Annotated in this window: 11 protein-coding genes; all 11 read left to right on the top strand. The window is 66.8% G+C overall.

All coding sequences use genetic code 11. From position 1 onward, the window contains the following. Positions 1 to 6: 6 nt before the first annotated feature. Entirely contained in the window at positions 7 to 1,140 is a 1,134-nt protein-coding gene (locus H607_RS0108685; RefSeq protein WP_028875118.1) for an acyl-CoA dehydrogenase, read from the top strand. A gap of 22 nt (positions 1,141 to 1,162) precedes the next feature. Further along, complete coding sequence (locus H607_RS0108680) at positions 1,163 to 2,770, top strand: carboxyl transferase domain-containing protein (RefSeq protein WP_028875117.1); 1,608 nt, start codon at positions 1,163 to 1,165, stop codon at positions 2,768 to 2,770. A 23-nt stretch (positions 2,771 to 2,793) separates the two neighbouring features. Next, positions 2,794 to 3,582 carry an enoyl-CoA hydratase/isomerase family protein gene (locus tag H607_RS0108675; protein ID WP_028875116.1) on the top strand — a complete coding sequence of 263 codons (789 nt, stop codon included), beginning with the start codon at positions 2,794 to 2,796 and terminating at the stop codon, positions 3,580 to 3,582. 10 nt (positions 3,583 to 3,592) lie between these two features. Beyond that, positions 3,593 to 5,623 (top strand): acetyl/propionyl/methylcrotonyl-CoA carboxylase subunit alpha, encoded by a 2,031-nt coding sequence (locus H607_RS0108670; RefSeq protein WP_028875115.1) that lies wholly within the window; start codon positions 3,593 to 3,595, stop codon positions 5,621 to 5,623. Then, a complete protein-coding gene (locus H607_RS0108665; protein WP_028875114.1) occupies positions 5,623 to 6,546 on the top strand; it encodes a hydroxymethylglutaryl-CoA lyase in 924 nt (307 codons plus the stop codon). Before H607_RS0108670 ends, H607_RS0108665 begins: the two co-directional genes overlap by 1 nt. Next, the gene (locus tag H607_RS12340) at positions 6,543 to 6,788 is read left to right on the top strand and encodes a DUF1289 domain-containing protein (protein WP_051240787.1); all 246 of its coding nucleotides are present in this window, start codon (positions 6,543 to 6,545) and stop codon (positions 6,786 to 6,788) included. Before H607_RS0108665 ends, H607_RS12340 begins: the two co-directional genes overlap by 4 nt. A 17-nt stretch (positions 6,789 to 6,805) precedes the next feature. Continuing rightward, positions 6,806 to 7,822: an MBL fold metallo-hydrolase gene (locus H607_RS0108655; RefSeq protein WP_211218522.1), complete on the top strand. Its 1,017-nt coding sequence runs from the start codon at positions 6,806 to 6,808 to the stop codon at positions 7,820 to 7,822. Between the two features lie 66 nt (positions 7,823 to 7,888). Further along, entirely contained in the window at positions 7,889 to 8,287 is a 399-nt protein-coding gene (locus H607_RS0108650; protein WP_028875112.1) for an HI0074 family nucleotidyltransferase substrate-binding subunit, read from the top strand. Continuing rightward, positions 8,272 to 8,601 carry a nucleotidyltransferase family protein gene (locus H607_RS0108645; protein WP_028875111.1) on the top strand — a complete coding sequence of 110 codons (330 nt, stop codon included), beginning with the start codon at positions 8,272 to 8,274 and terminating at the stop codon, positions 8,599 to 8,601. The genes H607_RS0108650 and H607_RS0108645 overlap by 16 nt, the downstream gene beginning before the upstream one ends. A gap of 200 nt (positions 8,602 to 8,801) precedes the next feature. Further along, positions 8,802 to 12,332, top strand: coding sequence for a helicase-related protein (locus tag H607_RS0108640; protein ID WP_028875110.1), 3,531 nt, complete (start codon positions 8,802 to 8,804; stop codon positions 12,330 to 12,332). A gap of 311 nt (positions 12,333 to 12,643) precedes the next feature. Further along, positions 12,644 to 12,820 (top strand): transposase family protein (locus tag H607_RS13795; protein ID WP_169393600.1); only part of this gene is annotated, 177 nt, incomplete at its 3' end.

Raw genomic sequence — 12,820 nt, 5'->3', positions numbered from 1 at the left:
GGGAGGATGATTCTCGATGCTGAACACGAAATGATCCGCGACACCATGCGCGCCTTCGCCCAGGAGCGGCTCGCCCCTTTCGCGGCGCGCTGGGACCGCGAGCATACCTTTCCCCGCGAAGCGCTGCGGGAACTCGGCGAGCTCGGCGCGATGGGGGTGACGGTGCCCGTCGAATGGGGCGGGGCGGGGCTCGATTACCTGAGCCTGGTGCTGGCGATCGAAGAGATCGCCGCCGGCGACGGGGCGACCTCGACGGTGGTGTCGGTGCAGAATTCGCTGGTGTGCGGCATCACGCTCGCCTATGGTTCGGACCGGCAGAAGCGGGAATGGCTGCCGCGGCTCGCGCGGGGCGAGGCGCTGGGCTGCTTTTGTCTCACCGAGCCGCACGTGGGATCCGACGCGGCGGCAATCCGCACCACCGCGGTGCGCGAGGGCGATTCCTGGGTGATCGACGGGGTCAAGCAGTTCATCACCACGGGCAAGAACGCCGACGTGGCGCTGGTGCTGGCGGTGACCGATCCGGCCGCGGGCAAGAAGGGGATTTCCTGTTTCCTCGTGCCCACCGACACGCCGGGTTATCTCGTCACGCGCATCGAGGAGAAAATGGGGCAACACGCGAGCGACACGGCGCAGATCACTTTCGAGCGCTGCCGCGTGCCGCTCGATGCGCTGGTGGGCGCCGAGGGCGAGGGCTACAAGATCGCCTTGTCGCAACTCGAGGCCGGACGCATCGGCATCGCCGCCCAGAGCGTGGGCATGGCGCGCGCGGCGTTCGAGGCGGCGTTGCGCTATGCGCACGAGCGCGAGGCTTTCGGCAAGCCGATTTTCGGGCACCAAGCGGTGCAGTTCAAGCTCGCCGACATGGCCACCCGGATCGAAGCGGCCCGCCAGCTGGTGTGGCATGCCGCCAGCCTCAAGGACGCCGGCCGCCCCTGCCTGCAGGAAGCCTCGATGGCCAAGCTCTTCGCCTCCGAGATGGCCGAATGGGTGTGCTCGGCGGCGATCCAGATCCACGGAGGCTATGGCTACGTGAGCGACTTTCCGGTGGAGCGCATCTACCGCGACGTGCGCGTGTGTCAGATCTACGAGGGTACGAGCGAGATCCAGCGCCTGGTGATCGCCCGCGGCCTTTCGCTGTGACAGAACGATCGAGGAGGAGGGGATGAGCCGTATCGTATCGAAGGTGGATCCGCGCGGCGCGGAGTTCGCCGCCAATGCGCAGTGGATGCGCGGCCTGGTCGCGGATCTGGAAGAGAAGGTGGCCCGCGTGCAGCAGGGCGGCGGGGAAGAGGCCCGGCGGCGCCACACCGCCCGCGGCAAGCTGCTGCCGCGCGAGCGCGTCGAGCGCCTGCTCGATCCGGGCTCGCCCTTTTTGGAGGTCGGGCAGCTGGCCGCTTGGGGGATGTACGACGACGAAGCCCCGGGGGCCGGCATCGTGACCGGGATCGGCCGGGTGCAGGGCGTGGAGTGCATGATCGTGGCCAACGACGCCACCGTCAAGGGCGGCACCTACTACCCGATTACGGTGAAGAAACACCTACGCGCGCAGGAGATCGCCCAGCAGAATCGCCTGCCGTGCATCTACCTGGTCGACTCGGGCGGCGCCTACCTGCCGCTGCAGGACGAGGTCTTTCCTGATCGCGACCACTTCGGGCGCATTTTCTACAACCAGGCCAACATGTCGGCCCTGGGCATTCCGCAGATCTCGGTGGTGATGGGCTCGTGCACCGCAGGCGGGGCCTATGTGCCGGCGATGTCCGACGAGACCATCATCGTGCGCAACCAGGGCACCATCTTCCTGGGCGGGCCGCCGCTCGTGAAGGCGGCCACGGGCGAAGTGGTCACGGCCGAGGAGCTCGGCGGGGGCGACGTGCACACGCGCATCTCCGGCGTGGCTGACCATCTCGCCGAGAACGACGCGCATGCGCTCTATCTGGCGCGGCGCATCGTGGCGCATCTCAACGCGCGCAAGCCCGTGGATCTGTCCTGGCACGACGCCGAGGAGCCGGCCTACGATCCGCAGGAGCTCTACGGCGTGGTGCCGCAGGACACGCGCAAGCCCTACGACGTGCGCGAGGTGATCGCGCGGCTGGTCGACGGGTCGCGTTTCGACGAGTTCAAGGCACGCTACGGCACCACCCTGGTGACCGGCTTCGCCGAGCTCTACGGCTTTCCCCTGGGGATCGTGGCCAACAACGGCATCCTCTTCGGCGAGTCGGCGCAAAAAGGCGCGCACTTCATCGAGCTGTGCGCCCAGCGCGGCATTCCGCTCCTCTTCCTGCAGAACATCACCGGTTTCATGGTGGGCAAGAAGTACGAGAATTCCGGCATCGCCAAGGACGGGGCGAAGATGGTCACGGCCGTAGCCACCGCCCAGGTGCCCAAGTTCACCGTCATCATCGGCGGTTCGTTCGGCGCCGGCAACTACGGCATGTGCGGCCGGGCCTATTCGCCGCGATTCCTGTGGACCTGGCCCAACAGCCGCATCTCCGTGATGGGGGGCGAGCAGGCCGCGAGCGTGCTTGCCACCGTGCGGCGCGACGCGATCGAGGCCAAGGGCGGAACGTGGTCGCGCGAGGAAGAAGAAGCCTTCAAGGCGCCGATCCGCGAACAGTACGAGCGCCAGGGGCACCCCTATTACGCCACGGCGCGCCTGTGGGACGATGGCGTGATCGATCCGGCGCAGACGCGGCGCGTGCTGGGGCTGAGCCTGTCGGCGGCGCTCAACGCCCCCATCGCCGAGACGCGATTCGGCCTGTTCCGCATGTAACGGAAAAAATCGAGGAGGAGAGGATGTACGAGACACTGGTGATCGAGACGCGCGGGCCGGTGGCCACGGTCTGGCTCAATCGCCCGGAGGTGCACAACGCCTTCAACGCCAAGGTGATCGAGGAACTCACGGCCGCCTTTACACGGCTCGATGCCGACGCGCAGGTGCGCGTGGTCGTGCTCGCCGGGCGGGGCAAGAGCTTTTCCGCCGGGGCCGATCTCAACTGGATGAAAGCGGCCGGGGCGGCTTCCTTCGAGGAGAATCTCGAAGACGCGCGCCGGCTCGCGCGCATGCTGTGGCAGATCGCGCATATGGGCAAACCCACCATCGCCCGGGTGCATGGCGCGGCCCTGGGTGGCGGCATGGGGCTGGCGAGCGCCTGCGACCTCTGCATCGCCTCGCAGCGGGCGGTGTTCGCTACTTCCGAGGTGCGCTTCGGCATCATTCCTTCGGCGATCAGCCCGTATGTGATCCGGGCGATCGGCGTGCGCCAGGCGAAGCGCTATTTCCAGAGTGCCGAGCGCATCGACGCCGCCCGGGCCTTTGCCTTGGGCTTGGCGCACGAGGTGGTGGAACAAGAGGCACTCGATGCCAAGATCGAGGAGGTGGTGCAGGCGCTGCTCGCCGGCGGGCCCAAGGCGCAGGCGGCGGCCAAGGAGCTCATCGACGCCGTGGCCGACCGTCCGCTCAGCGAGGCGGTGCTCGAAGACACGGCGCAACGCATCGCCCGCTTGCGCGCCACCGACGAGGCGCGCGAAGGGCTGAGCGCTTTCCTGGAAAAACGTCCCGCTGCCTGGGTACCGCGTCCTTGAGGAGGGAGCAATGTTCCAAAAGATTCTGATCGCCAACCGCGGCGAGATCGCCTGCCGCGTGATCGCCACGGCACGGCGGCTCGGCATCGCCACGGTGGCGGTCTATTCCGATGCCGATCGCAACGCCCGCCACGTGCGGCTCGCCGACGAGGCCGTGTGGATCGGGCCGCCGCCGGCGCGCGAGTCCTACCTCGATATCGAACGCATCCTGGAGGCCGCGCGGCGTACCGGCGCTCAGGCGATCCACCCCGGCTACGGATTCCTGTCGGAGAACGAGGACTTCGCCCAGGCCTGTCTCGATGCCGGCATCGTCTTCATCGGCCCGCCGGTGGAGGCGATCCGCAAGATGGGCTCCAAGGCCGAGGCCAAGCGCCTGATGGAAGCGGCCGGCGTGCCGCTCACGCCGGGCTATCACGGCGAGGAGCAGGATCCGGAGTTTCTTTTCGAGCAGGCCCAGCGCATCGGCTTTCCGGTGCTCATCAAGGCGAGCGCCGGTGGCGGGGGCAAGGGAATGCGGCGCGTCGATCGACCCGAAGATTTCGCCGAGGCGCTCGAATCCTGCCAGCGCGAGGCGCGATCGAGCTTTGGCGACGACCGGGTGCTGATCGAGAAGTACATCCTGCGCCCGCGGCACATCGAGATGCAGGTCTTCGGCGACAGCCACGGCCAGGTGATCCACCTCTACGAGCGCGATTGCTCGGTGCAGCGCCGCCACCAGAAGGTGCTGGAAGAGGCGCCGGCCCCCGGCATGACCCCCGAGCGGCGCGCCGCCATGGGCGAGGCGGCGGTGGCGGCGGCCAAGGCGGTGGGTTACGTCGGCGCCGGCACGATCGAGTTCATCGTCGAGCCTTCCGGCGCTTTCTACTTCATGGAGATGAACACGCGGCTGCAGGTCGAACATCCGGTCACCGAGATGATCACCGGGCTCGACCTGGTCGAATGGCAGCTGCGCGTGGCCGCCGGCGAGCCCTTGCCGCTTGCCCAGGACCAGATTCCGCTCGAAGGGCACGCGATCGAGGCGCGCATCTACGCCGAAGATCCGGCCAAGGGGTTCCTGCCCTCCGTGGGTCGGCTCGTGCACTTGCAGCCGCCGCCCGAGAGCGTGTGGGTGCGGGTGGATACCGGCGTGGAGCAGGGCGACGAGATCACGCCTTATTACGACCCGATGATCGCCAAGCTCATCGTCTGGGGCGAGAACCGGGCACAGGCGCTCACCCGCATGCGCCAGGCGCTGGCGCACTACCGCATCGTCGGCGTGGCGAACAACGTCGAATTCTTGGGGAAACTGGTCGATTCTCCGGCCTTTCGCCAGGCGGATCTCGACACCGGTCTCATCGAGCGCGAATCGGCCTTCCTCTTCGGCGCACCCGAAACACCGCCGCCAGCGGCCTGGTTCGCCGTCTCCTGCGCCGAGCGTCTGGCCGAGGCGCGCCGCATGCAGGAGTTTGCCCGTCGCGCGCCCGACCCCACCTCGCCCTGGCATGCGGTGGACGGCTGGCGCGTCAATGCGCCGGCGCTGCGGCGCTGGCAGTGGCGCTGCGGCGAGGCAACGCGCCGCGTGCAGGCCCGTTGTCTGGGCGAGAAGCTGCAGCTGCAGTTGCTCGACGAGAAGGGGGAGATTCTGGCGAGCGCCACCGCCTGGGGCGCGATGCTCGACGAGGAGAACTTGCGTCTCGAGCTCGACGGGCGGCGGACGACCGTGACCGCGGTGATCGCCGGCAGCCGGCGGCACGTCTTCTTCGATGGTCGCGCCTGGGTGTTCGACCTCTGCGGCCAAGAAGGAGCGGAAGGATCCGGCACCGGGGTCGATGCGGCCGGTCTCACCGCGCCCATGCCGGGGCGGGTGATCGCGGTCAAGGTCGAACCGGGGGCGCGGGTGAGCCGCGGACAAACTCTGGTGGTGCTCGAAGCCATGAAAATGGAACACGCCATCGTCGCGCCGGCCGACGGTGTGGTCGAGGCGGTGCGCTTTGCCGTGGGCGAACAGGTGCCCGACGGGGCCGAGCTGGTCGATTTCGTACCTGCCAAGGAGGAATCGTGATGGAAAGACCCGCCAAGGTCACGCTCGTCGAAGTGGGGCCGCGCGATGGCCTGCAGAACGAGAAGACCCCGATCGCCCTCGAGCACAAACTGGCGCTGATCGAGCGGCTCGCCGCCTGCGGCCTGAAGGTGATCGAGGCCACCGCTTTCGTCTCGCCCAAATGGGTGCCGCAGATGGCCGATCACGCTGCAGTGATGCGTGCCCTGCGCGAGCGCCGCCGCCCCGGCGTGCGCCATCCGGTGCTCGTGCCCAATCTCCAGGGGCTGGAAGCGGCCCTGGAATCCGGCGTCGACGAGATCGCCGTCTTTGGCGCCGCCTCCGAAACCTTCAGCCGCAAGAACATCAATTGCGGCATCGCCGAAGCGCTCGAGCGTTTTCGTCCGGTGGTGCGCCGGGCTCGCGAGGCCGGAGTGCGGGTGCGCGGCTACGTCTCCTGCGTGGTGGGCTGTCCCTACGAAGGGCCGGTGGCGCCGGAGAAAGTCGCGGAAGTCGCCGCCGCCCTCTTCGAGATGGGCTGTGAGGAGATCTCACTGGGCGACACCATCGGCGTGGGGACGCCGCGGCAGGTGGTCGCCATGCTCGAGGCGGTGGCGCGGCGCGTGCCGCTCGAGCGGCTCGCCGGGCATTTCCACGATACCTACGGCATGGCGGTGGCAAACGTCTACGCCGCCTGGCGTTTGGGAGTGGCCACGTTCGACGCCTCCGTCGCCGGCCTGGGCGGCTGTCCCTACGCCAAAGGGGCCTCGGGTAACGTTGCCACCGAGGAGCTGGTCTATCTCTTCGACGGTCTGGGCGTGGAGACGGGCGTGGACCTGAAAGCGCTCATCGAGACCGCCTGGTGGGTGAGCGGGCTGCTCGGGCGCGAACCGGCCTCGCGCGTGGCCCGGGCGCTGGGCGGGTCTTGCGCCGCGCCGCAGTCATGACGGTCGTGACCTCGCCCTGCATCGGCGTGTGCCGGCTCGACGAGCGGGCCGGCTGGTGCGTTGGCTGCCTGCGCACGCGCGAAGAAATCGCCCGCTGGCGCGACGCCGACGAGACCGGGCGCCGCCGTATCCTCGCGGCGGTGGCGCGGCGTCGCGCCGCGCTCGGTGAGAGGGAAGCGAACAGCCAGGCGCTGGATGCGCGGTCGGGTGCCGCGCAACGCGGCGATCCGGCGGTGCCGTAGCGCGTTCGAGGCGTTCCATGGAACCCGAGTGCGTGGGCATCTGCACGATCGAAGACGGAGTATGCGTCGGCTGCGGTCGGCGCATGTATGGCGAAGAATCAGGGGAAACGATGACGACGCAGACTCTGCCCGAAGGAATGGTGGTGCTGCAGCGCGGCTGGCTGTCGTCGAACTCGGTGCTGCTGCGTGGCGCCGACGGCTGGACGCTGGTCGACAGCGGCTACGTGACGAAAGCTGGCGAGACGCTGGCGTTGCTCGACGCCGCGGTGGGCGGGGAGCCCATCGTGCGCCTGGTCAACACGCACTCGCATTCGGATCATCTCGGCGGCAACGCCGCGGTGGCGCGGCGTTTCGGCTGTCCCATCTGGGTGCCGGAGGGGCTGGCCGACCCGATCGGGCGCTGGGACGAAGCCGCCTTGCTGCTCTCCACCGCCGGCCAGCGGGCCGAACCCTTTTCCTATTCGGCCACCATCGCCCCGGGCGATACGATTGCGATGGGCGAATGGCAGTGGCGTGCGATCGCCGTGCCAGGGCACGACATGCACGCGCTCGCCTATTTCGAGCCGACGCACGGCGTGCTCATCAGCGGCGACGCCCTGTGGGAAGACGGATTCGGCATCCTCTTTCCCTCGCTACTGGGCCAGGCCGACGCCATCGCCGCGGCGCGCGAGGCGCTCGCGGCGATCGAACGCCTGCCGGTACGCTGGGTGATCCCCGGGCACGGCGCCCCTTTTCGCGACGTGGCCGGCGCCTTGCAGCGCGCCTGGGGTCGGCTCGAAGCCTTCGCCAACGATCCCCGGCGCATCGCGCGCAACGCCCTGCGCGCCTGCGTCACTTTCACCCTGCTCGAACGGGGGCGCATGCAGGAAGACGAACTGCGCTCCACCTTGGCCTCGGTCGAGCTCTTTCAACGCGCTCTGGAGTGGATCGAACTGACGCCCGAGGAGGCGGTGCGCTGGTTGGGCGAGGAGCTCGAGCGCGCCGGGGCGATCCGCCGCATCGCCGGGCAGTGGCAGGCGATGCTGCCGGCCTGAGCGCCCCGCGTGCCCGGGCTCGCCGACGGTGATACGATCGGTCTTTCGATCTTTTCGGGAGGCGGCATGACGAATCACGAACGATTTCATGAACGCTGCCAGGATTTCCTCAAGGCCACCGATCGGCTCGCCGAGGCCTGCGCCCAGCCGTATTCGGAATTTCTCCGCGATTCGGTCATCCAACGTTTCGAATTCTGCTGGGAGCTCGCCTGGAAGGTCCTGCGGCTCAAACTGCTCGAGGAGGGAATCGAGGCACTCACGCCCCGCGCAGTCTTCCGTGAGGCCCTGGCCGCGGGGCTGCTGCATGACGGCAACGCCTGGAGCCAGGCCCAGCGCATGCGCAACCTCACCAGCCACACCTACGACGAATCCTTGGCCGAAGAAGTCTATCGTTTCGTCTGCCGCACGGGGTTGCCCCTCTTTCAGGAACTCGCACGGCAGGTGCGCCAATGGTTGCCCCGGTGACCGACCCATCCGGCCTGTCGGACGAAATCCTCGCCGACCTGCGCCGCGTCTTTGCCCGCCATCCCGGCATCGAGGAAGTGCGCCTCTTCGGTTCACGCGCCAAGGGAACGCATCGCCCCGGCTCCGACATCGACCTCGCCGTGTTCGCCCCCTCGATGAGCGAGGCGGAATTCGCCGCCCTTTGGCAGGAGATCGACGACCTTCCCATCCTCTTCAAGATCGACCTCCTGCACTGGGATCGCCTCGCCAATACAGCCCTCAGGGATAAAATCCGCCGGGAGGGGAGGCGCATTTATCCGCAAGGAAATCCATGATTTCCGAGCGGGTGGTGGAGGAGCAGAAGTCCGGTTCGAAGAGGGGAATGACTGAACCATCGGAGAAGATCTAGTGCGCATCGTGCTGGTCGCGCACTGGCGGGCTGGAGGCGCTGCCGGCCTGATCGCCCCGCGTGCCCGGGCTTGCCGACGGTGATACCATTGGTCTTCGGTGGTGAAAGGCGAGTGGAGAGCCGGGCATGCTGAAGCTCGAAGAGATCCGCGAGGACGCGATAATTGCCGGAATCGAGCCGGGAGAGGCCGTGCGCATCGTCGCGGCCAAACCGGTTGGCAAAGACGCCCTCAGCATCGTCTACAAAACGGCAAACGGGGAACCGCACGACCGCCTGCTGTTTCGGGTGGAAGAATCCAAGCTGTCGTTGGCGCAGCAGGGTCGCCCCTGGGCGTTCGACGCCCCCGGCGAAGACTTCAAGCTCGCCGTCGAAGCCTGCCGCATCGATCTCGCTTACCTGTTCGATCCGATGATGGCGGTGCACACTGCCAACGTCGAACCGCTGCCGCACCAGATCACCGCGGTGTACGAAACCATGCTGCCGCGCCAACCCTTGCGGTTCGTGCTCGCCGACGATCCGGGTGCCGGCAAGACCATCATGGCCGGTCTGTACCTGCGGGAGCTGATGATCCGGGCCGATGCCCGACGCGTGCTCATCGTCGCGCCCGGTTCGCTGGTCGGGCAGTGGCAGGATGAAATGGAGGAGAAATTCGGCCTGTCCTTCACCCTCTTCTCGCGCGAGCTGGTGGAGCAATCCCGCAGCGGCAACCCTTTCGACGAACACGACCTGCTGGTTGCCCGCCTCGATCAGCTCGCCCGAGCCGATGAGCTGCGACACAAGCTGGCGCAGACCCGCTGGGATCTCGTCGTGGTCGATGAAGCCCACAAGCTTTCGGCCAATTACTTCGGCAACGAGATCAAGAAAACCAAGCGATTCCAGCTGGGCGAACTGCTGGGTTCGATCACGCGGCACTTCCTGCTGATGACGGCCACGCCGCACAATGGCAAGGAAGAAGACTTCCAGCTTTTTCTCTCCCTGCTCGATGCCGACCGCTTCTACGGCAAGTTTCGCGACGGTGCGCACAAGGTGGACGTCTCCGACCTCATGCGCCGCATGGTCAAAGAGCAGCTCCTCAAGTTCGACGGCACGCCGCTCTTCCCCGAACGCCGCGCCTACACGGTCAATTACACGCTCTCCGACCAGGAGGCCGCGCTCTACGTCGCGGTCACGGAGTACGTCAAGGAGCAGTTCAACAAGGTCGATGCGCTCACGGACGGCGGACGCAAAGGCACGGTAGGATTCGCGCTCACGGCGCTGCAGCGCCGGCTCGCCTCCAGCCCCGAGGCCATCTACCAATCGCTCAAGCGTCGCCGTGAGCGGCTCGAGCGCCGCCTCGAAGAAGAAAAGCTGCGTCAACGCGGGCAGACGGTGGCGCAGACCTTGACCGGTAACGGGAGCCTGCCCGAAGAGCTCTGGGATTCCGACGACGAACTCCCCGCCGAGGAATACGAAACGCTCGAAGAAACGCTCGTCGATCTCGCCACGACCGCCCAGACCCTCCAGGAGCTCGCCAGCGAGATCGACGTGCTCGAACACCTCGAAGAGCAGGCCCGTCGGGTGGTGTATTCCGGCCAGGATCGCAAATGGGAAGAACTCTCGCGGCTCCTGCAGGATACGCCCGAGATGCGGGATGCCGGTGGCCGCCAGCGCAAGCTCATCATTTTCACCGAGCACCGCGACACCTTGAACTACCTCGCGGTGAAGATCCGCGGCCTGCTCGGCAATGAAGAGGCCGTGGTCTTGATTCATGGCGGCATCAAACGCGAAGAGCGGCGCAAGATAGAGGAGCGTTTTCGCAACGATCCCGTCGTGCGCATTCTGCTTGCTACCGACGCTGCCGGTGAAGGCGTAAACCTGCAAAACGCCCACCTCATGGTCAACTACGACCTGCCGTGGAACCCGAACCGGCTGGAGCAACGCTTCGGTCGCATCCACCGCATCGGCCAGACCGAGGTCTGCCATCTGTGGAACATGGTGGCCTCGGGGACCCGCGAAGGCGACGTCTTCCAGTGCCTCTTCAGGAAACTGGAAAACGAGCGCCAGGCGTTGGGAGGCCGCGTATTCGACATCCTGGGCGAGGTATTCGAGGACAAACCGCTCAAGGACCTGCTGATCGAAGCCATCCGCTACGGCGAAGACCCCGACGTGCGCGCCCGCCTGCTCCAGAAAGTCGAAGGCGCGCTCGACACCCGCCATCTCGAGGACCTCATCCGGCGCAATGCCCTGTGCGAGGAAGTGATGGACGAGAAGCGCCTCTTCGCCGTCAAGGAAGAGATGGAAAAGGCCGATGCGCGCAAACTGCAGCCTTTCTTCATTCGCTCCTTCTTTACCCAGGCGTTCCGGCGATTCCAAGGAGCCATGCACCCGCGTGAACCCGGTCGTTACGAGATCACGCACGTGCCAGCCATTCTGCGCGAGCGCGACCGGCAGATCAGCGGTCGTGACCGGCGCTACACCCACCCCGTGCTACGCCGCTACGAGCGTATCTGCTTCGAAAAGCGCCATGTGCGCCTCGTGGATCGTCTGGGTGCGCCGATGGCGAGCCTCATCCATCCCGGCCATCCGCTCATGCAGGCGCTCACCGATCTCGTCCTCGAGGAACATCGGCCCAAGCTCAGGCAAGGCGCGGTACTGGTCGACCCGGCCGACATGGGGCTCACCCCGCGGTTGCTCTTTCTCATCGACCACGCGATCAGGGAAGGGGCGGACCCCGCGCGCACCGTCTCGCGTCGCCTGCAGTTCGTCGACATCGATCCTTCCGGCAATGCCCGCAACGCCGGCTGGGCGCCCCACCTCGACATCGAACCGATCACGCCGGCCGACCGCGACCTGGTCGAAGACGTGCTCTCCGCCCCCTGGATCCGCCAAAATCTGGAGCAAATGGCGTTGGCGCACGCCGCGGCTGGGCTCGCGCCTGAACATTTCGCCGAAGTGCGCGCCCGCCGGGAGGCGATGGTGGACAAGACGCTCGCCGCCGTGCGCGAGCGGCTCGTCAAGGAAATCAACTTCTGGTCCGACCGCGAGCTCAAACTGCGAGACGACCTTGCCGCCGGCAAGGACGTACGCCTGACGTTGGAGAACGTGCGTCGCACCATCGACGATCTCGGCGCCCGCCTGCACAGCCGTACCGCCCAGCTCGAAGCCATGCGCCACGTCGTCTCGGCCACGCCGGTGGTGCTGGGCGGCGCGCTGGTCATCCCCAAGGGCCTCTTGCTGCAGCGCCGGGGCGAGCCCGGCTGGACGGCGGACGCCGCTGCGCGGGCGCGGATCGAACGGATCGCCATGCAGGCGGTGATGGATGCCGAGCGCGCGCTGGGCCATACCGTCATCGACGTGTCCGCACAAAAGTGCGGCTGGGACATCACCAGCCTGCCGCCCGAGCGGGACGGGAAAATCCCCGCCTCGCGTCACATCGAAGTCAAGGGCCGCGCCAAGGGTCAGACCACCCTCACCGTCACCCGCAACGAGATTCTCTACGCCCTCAATCAGGTCGAGCAGTTCCTCCTCGCCATCGTGCTGGTGGATGGCGATCGCTACGAAGGTCCGTTCTATGTGCGCCAGCCCTTCACGCAGGAGCCGGACTGGGCCGTCAGCAGCATCAACCTCGACCTCGACGCACTGCTCGCGCGCGCCACGAGTGCGGAGGGCTCGCTGTGAGGCTGGGCCGTATTCAGATTCAGAGACAGGGACGCTCTCACGGAGAGGGCGTCGGGCCGCAGATGCTATTTGCGGCGGTGCACAAAGAGAAACGCCCTCACGGGGAGGGCGTCGGGCTGGCGATGCTCTCGCCAGCGGGGTTAACGCACATAATTATGGCGATGCAGGCCTGCGCTGTCAAGGCACCCAGGGCAATCGCATCAAACCAAGAGTCCTGTCTTAAAAAATAGTTTTTAAACTCCATGGGCTGCCCAGAGGGGCTGTTCACAGTGCCCTGATTCGTGTAGTTTTCTGTCTTTTTGGGGCGGCGCATGAAGACAGAGAAAACAAACGCGGACGGCGAGCCGTCCCGCTCGTTGCTGCTCGAAGTGTTTTCGGAGATCCCGGACCCGCGCGTCGTAGGACGTGCGAAGCACGATCTGGTCGAGATGCTGGTGATTTCGGTGTGCGCCTTGCTGTGCGGGGTCGATGACTTCGTCGGCATCGAG

It is taken from the genome of Tepidiphilus margaritifer DSM 15129 (assembly GCF_000425565.1).
GTDB classification, from domain to species: domain Bacteria; phylum Pseudomonadota; class Gammaproteobacteria; order Burkholderiales; family Rhodocyclaceae; genus Tepidiphilus; species Tepidiphilus margaritifer.
The sequence above is the reverse complement of the archived record's forward strand: the minus strand, read 5'-3'. Positions and strand labels throughout refer to the sequence as shown.

What these genes read in the sequence shown, in the direction of transcription:
- H607_RS0108645 (WP_028875111.1), top strand. Translation starts at nt 8,272, where the DNA reads ATGGTTGCCCCGGTGACCGACCCATCCGGCCTGTCGGACGAAATCCTC.
- H607_RS0108655 (WP_211218522.1), top strand. Translation starts at nt 6,806, where the DNA reads ATGGAACCCGAGTGCGTGGGCATCTGCACGATCGAAGACGGAGTATGC.
- H607_RS0108650 (WP_028875112.1), top strand. Translation starts at nt 7,889, where the DNA reads ATGACGAATCACGAACGATTTCATGAACGCTGCCAGGATTTCCTCAAG.
- H607_RS0108665 (WP_028875114.1), top strand. Translation starts at nt 5,623, where the DNA reads ATGGAAAGACCCGCCAAGGTCACGCTCGTCGAAGTGGGGCCGCGCGAT.
- H607_RS0108680 (WP_028875117.1), top strand. Translation starts at nt 1,163, where the DNA reads ATGAGCCGTATCGTATCGAAGGTGGATCCGCGCGGCGCGGAGTTCGCC.
- H607_RS0108675 (WP_028875116.1), top strand. Translation starts at nt 2,794, where the DNA reads ATGTACGAGACACTGGTGATCGAGACGCGCGGGCCGGTGGCCACGGTC.
- H607_RS0108670 (WP_028875115.1), top strand. Translation starts at nt 3,593, where the DNA reads ATGTTCCAAAAGATTCTGATCGCCAACCGCGGCGAGATCGCCTGCCGC.
- H607_RS0108685 (WP_028875118.1), top strand. Translation starts at nt 7, where the DNA reads ATGATTCTCGATGCTGAACACGAAATGATCCGCGACACCATGCGCGCC.
- H607_RS0108640 (WP_028875110.1), top strand. Translation starts at nt 8,802, where the DNA reads ATGCTGAAGCTCGAAGAGATCCGCGAGGACGCGATAATTGCCGGAATC.
- H607_RS12340 (WP_051240787.1), top strand. Translation starts at nt 6,543, where the DNA reads ATGACGGTCGTGACCTCGCCCTGCATCGGCGTGTGCCGGCTCGACGAG.